Raw genomic sequence first — 16,435 nt, 5'->3', positions numbered from 1 at the left:
CATACTGGAAGCCCGCCACTGAATGAAAAGCCATCCAGATGCCGCAAGTCGTTTAGCGGCCGAGGTTGTGACGCAGTTGCCAGTGCCATCGCGCCTCGGCATGCTGCGTTTCGAGCGCTTGAATGAAGCCAGCTGGACACTGCTGTATCTCGACCCCGCCTGCGAGCAGCAACTGGGCCTGCCCGCCCAGCAACTCTGCACCCTGCTCGACTCGCCCTATGCCAGTCTGATGGAGCCTGCGGCCCGCCATCAGCTGCACGACACCATCGCCCAACAACTCGCCAGCCAGAACCACTACAGCGTGCAGTACAAGCTGCACAGCCCCAATGGCACCCTGACCCTGCTGGAACAGGGTGAAGCCTTCAAGCAGCATGGGCGGCATCTGCTGCGTGGCTACCTGCTGGTCCTCAACCCGGGCCAGGAGAAGGCACTCGCGCCCCCAGCCAGCGAGGCGCACGCCCAGAGCGAGCAGCAGCAACGCCGCGCCCAGGCCAAACAGAACCTGATCGTGCGCCTGGCCCGCCACCACTACGGCGACGAGCCGCTGCGCGAGGCCGCCGAGCTGATCAGCAAGAGCGCCTGCGAGGCCTATGGCGTGGCCCGCGCCGGCATCTGGCACCTCGACGGTCAGCTATTGCAGCCCATGGCCCTGTACCAGCGCGATCCGGGTGGCTATGTGGAACAACCGAGCATCGATGCCAGCGCCTACCCCAACTACCTGAGTGCCCTGCACAGCGGTCGCGTGCTGGATGCCCACGACGCCGCACACGACCCCCGCACCCGCGAGCTGGACCAAGATTATCTGCAGCCGCTGACGATCACCGCCATGCTCGACGCCAGCATCCGCGTCGACGGCGAACTGGTCGCCGTGCTGTGCCTGGAACACACCGGCTCCAGGCGTAGCTGGCAGCCCGACGAAATCGCCTTTATCGGCGAGCTAGCCGACCAGTACGCCCAGGCCCTGAGCGACCAGCAACGACGTACAGCCACCAGCACCCTGCACCTGTTCCAGCGCGCCGTCGAGCAGAGCTCCAGCGCCTTTATCCTGCTCGACCGCGATGGCCTGGTGGAATACGTCAACCCCAGCTTTACCGCCATCACCCTGTACAGCAGCGCCGAAGTGCAGGGCCGCCGGCTGTCGGAGATGCCCGCCCTGGAAAACCTCGGCGAGCTGCTGTTCGATGCCCGCTCCGGCCTGGCCGAACACAACAGCTGGCAGGGCGAGTTCAAGAGCCGCCGCAAGAACCTCGACCCTTACTGGGGCCATCTGTCGTTGTCCAAGGTGTATGCCGATGACGGCCAGCTGACCCATTACATCGGCATCTACGAAGACATCACCGAGAGCAAGCAGGCGCAGCAGCATATCGAGCGCCTGGCCTTCCGCGACAACCTCACGGGCCTGGGCAACCGCTACGCCTTTATCCGTGAGCTGGAGCGCCACTTTGCCGAGAACCCGAGCAAAGCGGTCAGCCTGCTGCTGGTGGACATCGACAACTTCAAACGGATCAACGACAGCCTCGGCCACCAGACCGGCGACAAGCTCTTGGTCAGCCTGGCCCGTCGCCTGCGCAACAGCCTGGCAACGGGCAGCGTGCTGGCGCGCTTTGCCAGCAACGAGTTCGCCGTGCTGCTCGAAGCCGGCAATGCCGACAGCCGGCTGATTGCCCAGCGCCTGCTCAACACCCTGGACAAACCCCTGTTCGTCGACAATCAGCTGATCAGCGTCACCGGCTCCATCGGCCTGGCCTGCGCCCCCGAGCACGGCGACGACCCGCAGACCCTGACCAAGCACTGCGGCCTGGCACTGCACAAGGCCAAGGCCAACGGCAAGAACCAGGTGCAGCTGTTTACCGAAGAACTGAATGCCGAAGCCCACTACAAGCTGTTCGTCGAGAACAATCTGCGCCGCGCGCTGATGCAGAACGAGCTGGAAGTCTTCTACCAGCCCAAGCTGTGCCTCAAGAGCGGTCAGCTGCTGGGCATGGAGGCTTTGCTGCGCTGGAACCACCCGGAAAAAGGCATGATCGGCCCGGACAAATTTATCGGCGTGGCGGAAGAAACCGGCATGATCATCCCCATCGGCAAATGGGTGGTGCGCCAGGCCTGCCGCATGAGCAAGCAGCTTGGCGCGATGGGCCTGGGCAACCTGCAGATGGCCATCAACCTGTCGCCCAAGCAGTTCTCCGACCCCGATCTGGTGGGCGAAATCGCCGCCATCCTGCATGAGGAACAGCTCGACCCCAAGCTGCTCGAGCTGGAGCTGACCGAGAGCCTGCTGCTGGAAGCTACCGACGACACCCGCCACCAGCTCAGTCGCCTGAAAAGCCTGGGCCTGACCCTGGCCATGGACGACTTCGGTACCGGCTATTCGTCGCTCAGCTACCTGAAGAAATTCCCCATCGACGTGATCAAGATCGACCGCAGCTTTATCAAGGACATCCCGGATAACCAGGACGATATGGAAATCACCTCGGCGGTGATCGCCATGGCCCACAACCTCAAGCTCAAGGTGGTGGCCGAAGGCGTCGAGACCACAGCCCAACTAAGCTTTTTGCGCCGCCAGCGCTGCGACATCGGCCAGGGCTACCTGTTCGACCGGCCAATTGCCGGGCGCGAGCTACTGGAGCGGCTGAAACGCTATCAGGTCCAGCGCTAAAATCTGTAACACCGCGGCCGTTACGCGGTCTATGACACACATGCTTCTGCTGAGGAAATGGCTCATGGTTCTGCGCTCGCAAATTCTCGCCCATAAACTCGAACTGCCCAGCGCCGAACAGGCACTGCCCGGCCGCGATACGCCTCTGGCGGTGCCGAGCGCCCATCATGTCAACGGCAACCCGCTACAAGGCCCCTTCCCCGCCGGCCTGCAACAAGCGGTATTCGCCATGGGCTGCTTCTGGGGGGCCGAGCGGCGTTTCTGGCAGCAGCCGGGGGTGTGGACCACGGCAGTCGGCTATGCCGGCGGCCATACCCCTAACCCGACCTATGAAGAAGCCTGCTCGGGCCTGACCGGCCACACCGAGGCGGTGCTGGTGGTGTTCGACCCACAGCTCACCTCCTTTGATGCCCTGCTGAAAGTGTTCTGGGAGGCGCACAACCCGACCCAGGGCATGCGCCAGGGCAACGACACCGGCAGCCAGTACCGCTCGGCGATCTACTGCCATGGCGACGAACAACTGGCCGCCGCCCTGGCCAGCCAGGCGCGCTTCCAGGTCGAGCTGGACAAGGCCGGCCTGGGTGCCATCACCACGGAAATACGCCTGGCCCCACCCTTCTATTACGCCGAGGCCTATCACCAGCAGTACCTGGCGAAAAATCCCGGCGGCTATTGCGGCCTGGGCGGCACCGGGGTTTGCCTGCCGGCCTGACCCGGCGAGTATCGAAAGATGGCTGCCGGCTCACGGGCAAACCGCTAGACTGAAAGCCAATAGCCATTATTGCCGATACCCGCATGCCTGCAGCCTCCACCTATATAGCCCCCGATCAACTCTGTGTCGGCCTGTATATCCAGCTCGAACTGGCCTGGTGGGAGCACAACTTTGCCTTCAGCAACTTCAAGATCAAGGATGAAGGGCAGATCAAGGCGTTGCGCGCCCTGGGCCTGGAGCGCCTGCGCTATGACCCGGCGCGCAGCGATTGCCCGCCGCTGGACGCCACTCCGGCCCCGGTTGCGGCCGAGCCCGTAGCAACGCCAACGCTCAGCCCGCAACAGCAGGCCAGCCAGGCCCGCGCAGAAAAGCTCAAGGTATTGCGCAAACGCCTGGCCGAGGTGGACCGAAAGTTCGTCCAGGCCAGCCAGCAGGTCAAGACGCTTAACCAGACCCTGCGCAGCCGCCCGGAAGACGCCATCAAGCAGGCTGGCGAGATTGTCGGCGCGATGGTCGAAACCCTGCTCGGCGGCAGCGGTGTGGTGCTGCATAGCATCAACAGCAAGGCCGCCGAAGACAGCTACCTGCATTCACTGAACGTCACGGTGCTGGCGCTGATGCTTGGCCGCCAGCTGGGCCTGGACAGTGAGGACTGCCATATCCTCGGCCTCGGTGCGCTGCTGCACGATATCGGCAAGCTGGAAGTGCCGAGCAAGGTGCTGCTGAAAAGCGAGCCGCTGACCCGCCCGGAACAGCAACTGCTGCAACTGCACTGCGAGTTCGGCCTGCGCATGGGCCAGAAGCTGATGCTCGACGACGAAGTGCTGCGCATCATCAACGAACACCACGAGTACTGCGACGGCAGCGGCTACCCGCGCCAGCTGCGCGAGGCCGCCATCGGCCGGCTAAGCCGCCTGGTGTGCATCGCCAACCAGTTCGACAACCTGTGCAACCCGCTTAACCCGCGCGATGGCTTAAGCCCTCATGAAGCTTTGGCGCTGATGTTCAAGCAGCAGAGCGCGCGTTTCGATGCGGTGGCGCTCAAGGCCTTTATCCGGGTGATGGGCGTCTACCCACCCGGCGGCCTGGTACAGCTGGACGACCAGCGCTATGGCCTGGTACTCGGCATCAACCCGAGCCAGCCGCTGAAACCGACGCTGATTGTCTACGACGCCGCCGTGCCCAAGAGCGAGGCGCTGATAATCGATCTGGCGCAGGAACCGCGCCTGAGCATCGCCGCCAGCCTGCGCCCGGCCCAACTGCCGCGCGAGGCGCTGGAATACCTCAACCCGCGCCAGCAGCTCACCTACTTCGTTGAGCCTACGCAGGGCCGCTAGCTGCCGCTGTTTTCCTCGATCAGCCAATCCATGCGCCAGCCGCCCTGGCTCTGCCCGAGCAGCTGGGACAGCCAGGGCAGGATCTGCTTGAGCTCGTCTTCCAGGCCCCAGGGCGGATTGCTGATCACCAGGCCGGAGCCGTTCAGCCGCGCGGCTTCGTCGGTGGCGTGCACGTAGAGCTCGACGCGCAGCAGCTTGGGTGCCTTGCTCTTCTGCAGGTCGCTGTAGAAACGGCGCAGCTGGCGCAGGTCCTTGATCGGGTACCAGATCGCCACCACCGCCTGGCGCATGCGGCCGATGGCATCGCTCAGGGACTGAGCACAGCGCTCCATCTCATCGACCTGCTCGAACGGCGGGTCGATCAGCAGCAGCGCGCGCTTCTCGCGGGTCGGCAGCAAGGCCCGCGGCACATGCCAGCCTTCGCCCAGGTGCACCGCGACGCGGCGGTCGCCGTGCATGTTTTCCTTGAGCAGGCGGCCATCTTCCGGGTGCTTCTCGTTCAGGTGCAGGCGGTCCTGTTCGCGGGTCAGCAGGCGCGCCAGCTCGGGAGAACCGGGGTAATGGCGCAGCTCGCCATCGGGGTTCATCGCACGGATCACTTCCAGATAATCCAGCAGCGGGTCCGGCACGTCGGTGGCCTGCCACAGCCGGGCGATACCTTCCAGCCACTCGCCGGTACGGCTGGCCTGATCGCCGCGCAGGTCATACAGGCCGACACCGGCATGGCTGTCGAGGTAGGCGAAGGGGGCCTCCTTGCGTGACAGCAGGGCAATCAGACGGCTCAATACATAGTGTTTCAACACATCGGCATGGTTGCCGGCATGGAAGGCGTGGCGGTAGTTCATCGGGGCGGGCTCCTGTGGCCGAGCAGTTTAACAGGGCCGCAGGGCGGCGGCATTTGCCATGCGCCAGATGGATCAGTACGGTGGCCCTTGATTCGTCAGGCAAGGGAGAACCGACATGTCACTGCAAGACCTACTGGGCATCGAACTGCCCCTGATTCAGGCACCAATGGCTGGCGTGCAGCTGCATGGCCTGGCGGCCGCCGTATCGAATGCCGGCGCGCTCGGCTCGCTGCCCTGCGCCATGCTCGACGCGGCCGGTTTGCGCAAGGAACTGCAAGCGCTGGGCGAGAAAACTCGCAAACCCTATAACCTCAACTTCTTCTGCCACACCCCGCCAGCCGTCGATGCTGCTCGCGAGGCAACCTGGCGCGAGGCACTGAGCCCTTACTACGCCGAGCTAGGCATCGACCCGACGACTATCGCCAGCGGCCCCGGCCGACTGCCCTTCAGTGCCGAAATGGCCGACCTGCTGGATGAGTTTCGCCCAGCCGTGGTGAGTTTTCACTTCGGCCTGCCCTCGGCCGAGCTGCTGGCGCGGGTCAAGACCTGCGGGGCCAAGGTACTGAGTTCGGCGACCACGGTGGAGGAAGCACTATGGCTGCAGGCCAATGGCGTGGACGCGATTATCGCCCAGGGCCTGGAAGCCGGCGGCCATCGCGGCATGTTCCTCACCGATGAACTGAGCAGCCAGCTCGGCACCTTTGCCCTGCTGCCGCAGATCGTGCAGGCAGTGAGCGTGCCGGTGATTGCCGCCGGCGGCATTGCCGATGCCCAGGGCGTGCGCGCGGCCATGGCCCTTGGCGCGGCCGGGGTGCAGATCGGCACCGCCTACTTGTGCTGCGATGAAGCCAGCACCAGCACCATCCACCGCGCCGCCCTACATAGCCCGGCGGCAGCGCACACCGCCCTGACCAACCTATTCAGCGGCCGGCCGGCACGCGGCATCGTCAACCGGGTGATGCGTGAGCTGGGTCCGCTTAGCTCGCTCGCGCCGGCCTTCCCCCTGGCGACTGCGGCCATTGCGCCACTGCGCAGCAAGGCGGAAAGCCAGGGCAGCGGCGACTTCTCACCGCTCTGGGCCGGGCAGAATGTCAGCGGCTGCAAGAGCATCGGCGCTGCTGAACTGACCCGCGAGCTGGCTCAGGGTTTTGCTCCGTAGCCGGATAAGACGCGGCACGCGGCGCAATCCGGGCTACCCAAGCACTGCCCAACGCGCCGTTATCACGCTTATTGATAGTGCTGGGAGCAGCACTCGCGGCTGCTTAGACTCGGCCCATCGCAACCGGAGGTACACCCATGTCCGAGTCCCTGCTCAGCTCCCGCAACCTGGCCTTTGAGCTTTACGAAGTGCTGGACGCCGAAGGCCTGACACAGCGCGAGCGCTTCGCCGAGCACAGCCGCGAAACCTTTGACGCGGCCATCGACACCGCTCGCAGCATCGCGGAAAACCTGTTCGCCCCGCACAACCGCAAGAATGACGAACACGAGCCGGAGTATGTCGACGGCGCAGCGGTGCTGATCCCCGAGGTCAAACCGGCGGTGGACGCCTTCCTCGAAGCCGGTTTCCTCAACGCCACACGCGAGTTCGACGTCGGCGGTATGCAGCTGCCGAACCTGCTGTCGCAGGCCTGCTTCGCCCACTTCCAGTCGGCCAACGCGGCGACCACCTCGTATCCGTTCCTGACCATGGGTGCGGCCAACCTGATCGAGAATTTCGGCACGACCGAACAAAAGCAGCGCTTCCTGCAGCCGATGATCGACGGCCGCTTCTTCGGCACCATGGCGCTGACCGAGCCACATGCAGGCTCCTCGCTGTCGGATATCCGCACCCGCGCGGAACCTGCCGAAGACGGCACTTTCCGGCTCAAGGGCAACAAGATCTTTATCTCCGGCGGCGACCATCCGCTGTCGGAAAACATCGTGCACATGGTCCTGGCCAAGCTGCCGGATGCCCCACCGGGCGTGAAAGGCATCAGCCTGTTTATCGTGCCGAAGTTTCTGGTCAACGATGACGGCAGCCTGGGCAAGCGTAACGACGTGGTCCTGGCCGGGCTGTTCCACAAGATGGGATGGCGCGGCACCACCTCTACAGCTTTGAACTTCGGCGATAACGGCGATTGCGTCGGCTACCTGGTGGGCAAACCGCACCATGGCCTGAGCTACATGTTCCAGATGATGAACGAGGCACGCATCGGTGTCGGCATGGGTGCGGTGATGCTCGGCTACGCCGGCTACCTGTACTCGCTGGACTATGCCCGCCAGCGCCCGCAAGGCCGCCTGCCCGATGGCAAGGACCCGACCTCCAGCCAGGTGGCGATCATCGAGCACGCCGATGTGCGGCGTATGCTGCTGACGCAAAAAGCCTATGTGGAAGGCTCCTTCGACCTCGGTCTGTACGCCGCGCGGCTGTTCGACGACACCCTGACCCTGGAGACCGAGGAAGAGCGCCGCATCGCCCTGGAGCTGCTCGACCTGCTCACCCCGATCGTCAAATCCTGGCCGTCGGAGTTCTGCCTCAAGGCCAACGAGCTGGCTATCCAGATTCTCGGCGGCCACGGCTACACCCGCGATTACCCGGTGGAACAGTACTACCGCGACAACCGCCTCAACCCGATCCACGAAGGCACCCACGGCATCCAGTCCCTCGACCTGCTCGGGCGCAAGGTCTCGATGAATGGCGGGGCGGCGCTCAAGCAGCTGCTCAAGCTGATCCACGGCACCTGCCAGCGCGCCGAAGCTCATGATTCGCTGACAGCCCTACGCCAGCCACTGGAGCAACTGCTGGCACGCCTGCAAACCGTGACCCTGGCGCTGCTGGGCGATCTGATGAGCGGCAAGGTCAACCAGGGCCTGGCCAACTCGGCGCTGTACCTCAAGGTGTTCGGCCATACCGTGATTGGCTGGCGCTGGCTGGAACAGGCGATCCGCGCCGAAGAAGGCCTGGCCCGCGGTAACCCTGCGGATGCCGACTTCTACCAGGGCAAGCTGCAGGCCGCACGCTACTTCCTCACTTGGGAAGTGCCGAGCTGCCACCACGACCTGGCCATCCTCGAAGCCCGCGACGATACCTGTCTGGGCATGCAGGACGCCTGGTTCTAGCCGGCACCATAAACCCGTAGGGTGCACCCTACGGTCCAGGCCAAAGCCACAAACACACCAGCGAAAACAGGACCTAAATGGCTGATTTCGCTGGTAAGAGCTCGCACTGCCCAAGCGGGGCGTTTTTTTGACAGCCTGGCAAAGCCACGGGTTAGAATCCGGCATGACCTCTGCGTAGCAGCGGCACCTCGCCCATTTGCCCGGAGCCACACTTGGACGCCACTGCCATCAACAACCTGTTCTTGATCGGGGCAATGCTGGTGGCCATGAGCATCCTGGTCAGCGCCTTCGGCTCGCGTTTCGGCATCCCGATTCTGGTGATCTTTCTCGGCGTCGGCATGCTTGCCGGCACCGATGGCCCCGGCGGCATCGTCTTCGACAACTACCCCCTGGCCTATCTGGTGGGCAACCTGGCGCTGGCCATCATCCTGCTCGACGGCGGCATGCGTACGCGGGTATCCAGTTTCCGCGTGGCCCTTTGGCCGTCGCTGTCGCTGGCCACTGTCGGCGTGCTGATTACCGCCGGACTGACCGGTATGGCGGCCGCCTGGCTGTTCAAGCTGAGCTGGATGGAGGGCCTGCTGATCGGGGCCATCGTCGGCTCCACCGATGCTGCGGCGGTATTTTCCCTGCTCGGCGGGCGCGGCCTTAACGAGCGGGTCAGCGCCACCCTGGAAATCGAGTCGGGCAGCAACGACCCGATGGCGGTATTTCTCACCGTCACCCTGATCGCCATCCTCGCCAGCGGCCAGAATGGCCTGGACTGGGCCCTGCTGCTGCAACTGCTGCTGCAATTCGGCATCGGCGCGCTGTTCGGCCTGGGTGGCGGCTGGCTGCTGCTCAAGCTGGTCAACCGCATGGAGCTGCCGGGCGGGCTGTATCCGCTGCTGGTGGTCAGCGGCGGGTTGATTATCTTCGCCGTGACCAACGCGGTTGGCGGCAGCGGCATTCTGGCGATCTACCTGTGCGGCCTGCTGCTGGGCTACAAGCCGATCCGCTCGCGCCACGGCATCCTGCATATGCTCGACGGCCTGGCCTGGCTGGCGCAGATCGGCATGTTCCTGGTGCTCGGCCTGCTGGTAACCCCCCACGAGCTGTTGCCGATTGCCCTGCCGGCTCTGGGTCTGGCGCTGTGGATGATCCTGTTCGCCCGGCCGCTGTCGATCTTTATCGGCCTGCTGCCATTCCGCGCCTTCCATGACCGCGAACGCGCCTTTATCGCCTGGGTCGGCCTGCGTGGCGCAGTACCGATCATTCTCGCGGTATTCCCGCTGATGGCCGGCCTGCCGAATGCCCAACTGTTCTTCAACGTGGCCTTCTTTATTGTGCTGGTCTCCCTGCTACTGCAGGGCACCAGCCTGCCCTGGGCGGCCAAGCGGCTGCGCGTCACCGTACCGCCGGAGCCGGCCCCGGTGTCACGTGCCGGCCTGGATGTGCACCCGACCAGCCAGTGGGAACTGTTTATCTACCGCCTCGGTGCGGAAAAGTGGTGCATCGGCGCGCCCCTGCGCGAGCTCAAGATGCCCGAAGGCACACGCATCGCCGCGCTGTTCCGCGGCAAGGAACTGCTGCATCCCTCCGGCAGCACCACCCTGGAAGCCGGCGACCTGCTCTGCGTGGTCGGCCATGAACACGACCTGCCCGGCCTCGGCAAGCTGTTCAGCCAGGCACCGACCCGCGGCCAGGACCTGCGCTTCTTCGGCGATTTCGTCCTCGAAGGCGATGCCGAACTGGCGGCCATCGCTGCCCTCTATGGCCTGAAACTGGAAGGTGCCGAAGGCCAGCTGCACCTGGGTCGCTTTATCGCCCACAAGATTGGCGGCTCGCCGGTGATCGGCGATCAGGTCGAATGGCAGGGCCTGACCTGGACCGTTGCGGCAATGGAAGGGAACAAGGTGCGCAAGGTCGGCGTCAGATTCCCCGAAGGTAGTCGCCCGGGACCCGGGCTGTTCCTCTAAACTCAGCTTCTTTTCGAGCCCTACGATCTCCACCATGCCCTCTTTACGCGCCTACCTTGTCATCGCCCTGCTCGGGCTGTCCCTTTGCGCCCCCTGGTTGCAGGCCGCCGAGCCGCCCAAAAGCGCCGATGTCCAGCGCAGCCTGGACAACCTGGCCGAGCGCAAACTGCCCGAGGCCGAACAGCTGGCGCTCAAGCAGACCCTGGAAAAAACCCTGGCATGGCTGACCGAAGAGGCCGACAGCCAGCAGCGCCTGAGCGACCTCAAAAAGCAGCTTGATCAGGCCCCACGCCTGATCGGCGAAGCCCAGCGCGAGCTAGAACGTCTCAAGGCCAGCCAGCCCACCCAGGTCGAGCAGCGCTATGCCAATAGCTCGCTCACGCAACTCGAACAGCTGCTGGCCGAGCGCAACGCCCAGCTCAGCGAATGGCAAAAGCAGATCGTCGAAGCCAACAGCCTGGTGATCACCGCGCAAACCCGCCCGGAACGCGCCCAGGCCGAGATCAGCGGCAACCAGACCCGCAGCCAGGAAATCAACAACATCCTGAAAAGCGGCCGCGACGACAACAAGCCGCTGACCAGCGAACGCCGCGACCTGCTCAGCGCCGAGCTGGTCAAACTGGAAGCCCAGACCAACTTGCGCCGCCAGGAACTGGCCGGCAACAGCGCCCTGCAGGACCTCGGCAACAGCCGCCGCGCCCTGCTCGAGGAGCGCATCCAGCGCGTCGAGCAGGAGTTGCTCAACCTGCAGACCCTGATCAATGAAAAACGCCGCGCGCTGTCCGCCCAGACCGTCGAGGAACAATCCCGCGAAGCCGAAAAGGCCGGCTCCAGCACCCTGCTGGCACGGGAGCGCGCAGCCAACCTGAAACTTTCCGACTACCTGCTGCGCGCCACCGAGCGCCTCAATCAGCTGACCCGGGAAAATCTGCAGACCAAGCAGCAGCTCGACAGCCTCAACCAGAGCGACCAGGCCCTGGAGGAGCAGATCAGCGTGCTGCAGGGCAGCCTGCTGCTGTCGCGCATTCTCTATCAGCAGCAACAGGCGCTGCCGACCCTGAAGATCGACAGCAAACTGCCCGACCAGATCGCCGACCTGCGCCTGTACCAGTTCGAACTCAACCAGCAGCGCGAAAGCATCAGCAACCCCAGCGCCTATGTCGACCAGCTGTTGGCACAGCAGATCGATATCGAAGAAGTGCAGAACCTGCGCGCCGACCTGCTGGACATCTTCGCCACCCGCCGCGAACTGATCGACCGCCTGAATCGCGAACTGAATGCCCTGCTCAACGAATCGATCACCCTGCAGCTGAACCAGAAGCAGCTGCAAAGTACAGCCCAGGCCCTGCGCACCACCCTCGACGAGCAGATGTTCTGGATCCCCAGCAACAAGCCGCTGGACCTGGAATGGTTCAAATCGGTGCCGCGCCTGCTGGAGCGGCAGATTGCCGAGCTGGCCTGGGGCTCCAATCTGCGCCAGCTGGGTGCCGGCCTGGTCGAACGGCCGCTGCTGTTCCTGCCGCTGCTGCTGTTGATCGCCGTGCTGCTGTGGCGCCGCGGCTACCTGTACCGCAAGCTCGGCGAATTCCACCAGGACGTCGGCCACTTCAAGCGCGACAGCCAGTTGCACACGCCCATGGCGATCCTCCTCAACCTGTTGCTGGCACTGCCTGGCACCCTGTTCCTGGCGCTATGCGGCTTCGCCCTGCAGATGGACGCCCGCGGGCAGAACGCCAATCTGGGGGCCGCCTTCTTCCAGATGGCCCAGGCCTGGCTGGTGTTCTACACGGTGTACCGCATCCTCGCCGACGGCGGCGTGGCCGAACTGCACTTCCGCTGGGGGCGCAGCCAGGTCGCCTTCCTGCACCGCCAGGTGCGCCGCCTGGGCCTGGTGGTCATGGCCCTGGTGGCGGTGGTCACCATCGCCGGGCATCAGCCGGCCAGCCTTGGCGACGATGTGATCGGCCTGACGGTGGTCATCAGCTGCTACGCCCTGATGGCCTGGCTGCTGCACAAACTGCTGCTCACCGGCCCGGCCCGCGAACATGCCTCGGCCTTCCGCATGCTGATCGGCATGGCCCTGAGCCTGCTACCCCTGGCCCTGATCGTCGCAGTGGGTTTCGGCTACTACTACACCGCGCTCAAGCTCAGTGACCGCCTGATCACCACCCTCTATCTGCTGATGATCTGGCTGATCATCGAGGCCACCTTCGTCCGCGGCCTGGGCGTGGCCGCCCGCCGCCTGGCCTTCCAGCGCGCCATGAGCAAACGCCAGGCGCAAAGCAAGGAAAGTGGCGAGGGCACCGAAAACGTGGTCGAGGAACCGACCCTGGATATCGAACAGGTCAACCAGCAGTCCCTGCGCCTGATCCGCCTGGCCCTGCTCGGCAGCTTTATCGTCGGCCTGTACTGGGTCTGGGCCGACCTGATCTCGGTGTTTTCCTACCTGGACAACATCACCCTCTACGAATACAGCAGCGGTACCGGCGAAACGGCCAGCCTGGTGCCGATCAGCCTCAGCGATGTGATTGGCGCACTGGTTATCGTCGGCATCACCGTGGCCCTGGCGCGCAACCTGCCCGGCCTGCTCGAAGTGCTGGTGCTGTCGCGCCTGAGTCTGGCCCAGGGCAGCGCCTATGCCACCACCACCCTGCTGTCCTACCTGATCGTCGCCGTCGGTTTCGTGGTCACCCTGTCCACCCTGGGGGTCAGCTGGGACAAGCTGCAATGGCTGGTGGCGGCGCTGTCGGTGGGTCTGGGCTTCGGCCTGCAGGAGATCTTCGCCAACTTTATCTCCGGCCTGATCATCCTGTTCGAGCGTCCGGTGCGCATCGGCGATGTGGTGACCATCGGCAACCTGTCCGGCACGGTGAGCAAGATCCGCATCCGCGCCACCACCATCACCGATTTCGACCGCAAGGAAATCATCGTTCCGAACAAGACCTTCGTCACCGACCAGTTGGTCAACTGGTCGCTGAACGATACGATTACCCGGGTGATCATCAAGATCGGCGTGGCCTACGAGACCGACCTGGCGCTGGCCCGCAAGCTGATGCTGCAGGCCGCCACGGAGAACCCGCGGGTGCTGCGCGACCCGGAACCGTTGCTGTTCTTCCTGACCATCAGCGCCAGCACCTTCGATTACGAACTGCGTTTCCATGTGCGCGAACTGGCCGACCGCAATGCCTCCACCGATGAGATCCTCACCCGCATCGCGCTGAGCTTCCGCGAGCACAACGTCGAGATGGCCTTCAATCAGGTCGAGGTCATGGTAAAGAACCTGCAAGGTCTGGAACTCAACCTGGGTACCGGCAAGACCTCCCAGGCCGAACAGCCCAGCACCGAGCAGGACCCGATCACACCGACCACGCCCACCGAGTCCACGCCCGATCCCCAGTAAGCATCGGGTCTGGCGCTGGTACAGCGCGCCGAACGGGGCCACCGTCCATCCGCCGCCGAGCCATGGCTTGGCGGCGTCACTGCCTGGAGTCCTGCCTTGAAGTCGTTGACCGAGCTGACCTTCGACAATCGCTTCGCCCGTCTCGGCGATGCCTTTTCGACTGAGGTACTGCCCGACCCCATCGCCGAGCCGCGCCTGGTGGTGGCCAGCCCGGCCGCCATGGCCCTGCTCGACCTCGACCCGGCCGAGGCCGACAGTGAGGTGTTCGCCCAGATATTCACCGGGCACAAGCTGTGGAGCACTGCCGAGCCACGGGCCATGGTCTATTCCGGGCATCAGTTCGGCGGCTACAACCCGCGCCTGGGCGACGGCCGCGGCCTGCTGCTCGGCGAAGTGGTCAACGACGCCGGCCAGTACTGGGACCTGCACCTCAAAGGTGCCGGGCAAACGCCCTACTCACGCATGGGCGACGGCCGCGCGGTGCTGCGCTCATCGATCCGCGAATTTCTTGCCAGCGAACACCTGCATGCCCTCGGCATCCCCAGCTCGCGGGCGCTGTGCGTGACCGGCTCCAGCACCCCGGTGTGGCGCGAAAAGCAGGAAAGCGCGGCCATGGTCCTGCGCCTGGCCCCCAGCCATGTGCGCTTCGGTCACTTCGAGTACTTCTATTACACCCAGCAGCACGAGCAGCTCAGGCAACTGGCCGAACATGTACTGCACTGCCACTACGCCGACTGCCTGCAACAGGAGCAGCCCTACCTGGCCATGTTCCGCGAGGTCATCGAGCGCAACGCCACGATGATCGCCTACTGGCAGGCCTACGGTTTCTGCCATGGGGTGATGAACACCGACAATATGTCGATCCTCGGCATCACCTTCGATTACGGCCCTTACGCCTTCCTCGATGACTTCGATGCCAAGCATATCTGCAACCATTCCGACGACACCGGCCGCTATAGCTTCAGCAATCAGGTGCCCATCGCCCAATGGAACCTCGCCGCCCTCGGCCAGGCCCTGGTGCCGCTGGTGGAGATAGAGGCGCTGCGCGAAACCCTGGGCCTGTTTCTGCCGCTGTACCAGGCGCACTACCTCGACCTGATGCGCAAACGCCTGGGCCTGCAGAGCGCCGATGAGGGCGACGAAGCCCTGGTGCAACGCCTGCTGCAACTGATGCAGAGCAGCGCGGTGGATTACACGCTGTTCTTCCGCGAACTCGGCGACAGCCCGGCAGCGCAAGCCGTGGCGCGTCTGCGTGACGACTTTACCGACCTCGCCGGTTTCGATGCCTGGGCCGCCGACTACCTGGCACGCAGCACCCAGGATGGCGGCGATCAGGCGCAACGCCGCACGCGCATGCACGCAGCCAACCCCAAATACATTTTGCGTAATTACCTGGCGCAGCAGGTCATCGAGGCCGCCGAACAGGGCGACTACGCCCCGGTGCGCGAACTGCATCAGGTGCTGTCACGGCCCTTCGACGAGCAACCCGGCTTCGAACGCTACGCCCAGCGCCCACCGGAATGGGGCAAGCATCTGGAAATCAGCTGTTCGTCCTGAACTAAGCCGTAGGGTGGATGACGCCTTTTTCATCCACCAACTGCCGCGGTGGTATGGATAGAGCGCCATCCACCCTATGAGCCCAGCATCCACTCCAGCCCCAATGCCACATGCAGCTCGGCGCTGTCGAGCAGCGGCAGCGGCGCGTCGAGGCCATCGAGCAGCAAACCGATTTCGGTGCAGCCGAGGATGGCCACCTCGGCCCCCTGCGCCTGCAGCGTACGCAAGCAGTCCAGATAGAACGCCTGCGCCTGGGGCAGAAACTGGCCCAGGCACAGCTCGGCAAAGATCACCCGGTCGATTTCCGCCATCTGCGTCGCGTCCGGGGTGATCACCTCGATGGCGAAGCGCTCGGCCAGGCGCTGGCGGTAGAAGGCCTCCTGCATGGTAAAGCGCGTGCCGAGCAGGGCCGCGCGGCGTACGCCCTGACGTTGCAGGGCCTGGCCGACGGCATCGCCGATATGCAGCAGGGGAATATCCACCGCCGCCGCGATGGCCGGTGCCACCTTGTGCATGGTGTTGGTGGCCAGCAGCAGAGCCGTCGCCCCGGCGCGCTCAAGGCCACGACCCGCCTGCGCCAGTATCTGCCCGGCAGCCGACCAGTCGCCCTGCTGTTGCAGCGCGGCGATCTCGGCAAAGTCCACGGAATGCAGCAATAGCGGGGCCGAATGCAGGCCGCCCAGGCGCTGGCGTACGCCCTGATTGAGCAAGCGGTAATAGCTGGCCGTGGACTCCCAGCTCATCCCCCCCAGGACACCTAACTGACGCATGCTGGCTTTCTCCCCTGGCAAAGATTCGAGCCTAGCCGCCCAGGCCTTCGACACACAGTCACAGTGCCCGGCGTAGACGGCGGTACAGCCTTTTCTATTAA

10 protein-coding genes are annotated in these 16,435 nt (G+C 64.5%); 8 read left to right on the top strand and 2 right to left on the bottom strand.

The genetic code is table 11. From position 1 onward, the window contains the following. Positions 1-22 precede the first annotated feature (22 nt). From WMW70_RS01930 to WMW70_RS01920, 3 genes are all read left to right on the top strand, one after another. The gene (locus WMW70_RS01930; protein WP_341435831.1) at positions 23-2,656 is read left to right on the top strand and encodes a sensor domain-containing protein; all 2,634 of its coding nucleotides are present in this window, start codon (positions 23-25) and stop codon (positions 2,654-2,656) included. Between the two features lie 64 nt (positions 2,657-2,720). Next, positions 2,721-3,368 (top strand): peptide-methionine (S)-S-oxide reductase MsrA, encoded by a 648-nt coding sequence (gene msrA, locus WMW70_RS01925; protein WP_341435830.1) that lies wholly within the window; start codon positions 2,721-2,723, stop codon positions 3,366-3,368. An 83-nt stretch (positions 3,369-3,451) separates the two neighbouring features. Next, entirely contained in the window at positions 3,452-4,705 is a 1,254-nt protein-coding gene (locus WMW70_RS01920; RefSeq protein WP_341435829.1) for an HD-GYP domain-containing protein, read from the top strand. Here WMW70_RS01920 and WMW70_RS01915 read toward each other — a convergent pair. Then, positions 4,702-5,550, bottom strand: a complete 849-nt coding sequence (locus WMW70_RS01915) for a 23S rRNA (adenine(2030)-N(6))-methyltransferase RlmJ (protein WP_341435828.1) — start codon at positions 5,548-5,550, stop codon at positions 4,702-4,704. The genes WMW70_RS01920 and WMW70_RS01915 overlap by 4 nt on opposite strands. Before the next feature lie 115 nt (positions 5,551-5,665). Here WMW70_RS01915 and WMW70_RS01910 point away from each other — a divergent pair, with 115 nt between their 5' ends. The 5 genes from WMW70_RS01910 to selO all read left to right on the top strand — a co-directional run bounded on the left by WMW70_RS01910 (position 5,666) and on the right by selO (position 15,564). Further along, positions 5,666-6,709: an NAD(P)H-dependent flavin oxidoreductase gene (locus tag WMW70_RS01910; RefSeq protein WP_341435827.1), complete on the top strand. Its 1,044-nt coding sequence runs from the start codon at positions 5,666-5,668 to the stop codon at positions 6,707-6,709. A 137-nt stretch (positions 6,710-6,846) separates the two neighbouring features. Further along, on the top strand, positions 6,847-8,649 hold the full coding sequence (locus tag WMW70_RS01905; protein WP_341435826.1) for an acyl-CoA dehydrogenase: 1,803 nt from the start codon (positions 6,847-6,849) through the stop codon (positions 8,647-8,649). A gap of 212 nt (positions 8,650-8,861) precedes the next feature. Then, positions 8,862-10,607 carry a potassium/proton antiporter gene (locus WMW70_RS01900; protein ID WP_341435825.1) on the top strand — a complete coding sequence of 582 codons (1,746 nt, stop codon included), beginning with the start codon at positions 8,862-8,864 and terminating at the stop codon, positions 10,605-10,607. Between the two features lie 34 nt (positions 10,608-10,641). Next, positions 10,642-14,007, top strand: coding sequence for a mechanosensitive channel MscK (mscK, locus tag WMW70_RS01895; RefSeq protein WP_341435824.1), 3,366 nt, complete (start codon positions 10,642-10,644; stop codon positions 14,005-14,007). Positions 14,008-14,103: 96 nt separating this feature from the next. After that, positions 14,104-15,564 carry a protein adenylyltransferase SelO gene (selO, locus tag WMW70_RS01890; RefSeq protein WP_341435823.1) on the top strand — a complete coding sequence of 487 codons (1,461 nt, stop codon included), beginning with the start codon at positions 14,104-14,106 and terminating at the stop codon, positions 15,562-15,564. Positions 15,565-15,638: 74 nt separating this feature from the next. On the opposite strand, the gene WMW70_RS01885 is transcribed toward selO, so the two are convergent. Next, a complete protein-coding gene (locus WMW70_RS01885; RefSeq protein ID WP_341435822.1) occupies positions 15,639-16,334 on the bottom strand; it encodes an aspartate/glutamate racemase family protein in 696 nt (231 codons plus the stop codon). Positions 16,335-16,435: the final 101 nt, after the last annotated feature.

The sequence above is a fragment of the Pseudomonas sp. XK-1 genome (genome assembly GCF_038069885.1).
In the GTDB taxonomy this organism is placed as follows: Bacteria; Pseudomonadota; Gammaproteobacteria; order Pseudomonadales; family Pseudomonadaceae; genus Aquipseudomonas.
The sequence above is the reverse complement of the archived record's forward strand: the minus strand, read 5'-3'. Positions and strand labels throughout refer to the sequence as shown.

Coding starts and splice junctions, on each gene's coding strand:
- WMW70_RS01930 (WP_341435831.1), top strand. CDS start 23: ATGAAAAGCCATCCAGATGCCGCAAGTCGTTTAGCGGCCGAGGTTGTG.
- msrA (WP_341435830.1), top strand. CDS start 2,721: ATGGTTCTGCGCTCGCAAATTCTCGCCCATAAACTCGAACTGCCCAGC.
- WMW70_RS01920 (WP_341435829.1), top strand. CDS start 3,452: ATGCCTGCAGCCTCCACCTATATAGCCCCCGATCAACTCTGTGTCGGC.
- WMW70_RS01915 (WP_341435828.1), bottom strand. CDS start 5,550: ATGAACTACCGCCACGCCTTCCATGCCGGCAACCATGCCGATGTGTTG.
- WMW70_RS01910 (WP_341435827.1), top strand. CDS start 5,666: ATGTCACTGCAAGACCTACTGGGCATCGAACTGCCCCTGATTCAGGCA.
- WMW70_RS01905 (WP_341435826.1), top strand. CDS start 6,847: ATGTCCGAGTCCCTGCTCAGCTCCCGCAACCTGGCCTTTGAGCTTTAC.
- mscK (WP_341435824.1), top strand. CDS start 10,642: ATGCCCTCTTTACGCGCCTACCTTGTCATCGCCCTGCTCGGGCTGTCC.
- WMW70_RS01885 (WP_341435822.1), bottom strand. CDS start 16,334: ATGCGTCAGTTAGGTGTCCTGGGGGGGATGAGCTGGGAGTCCACGGCC.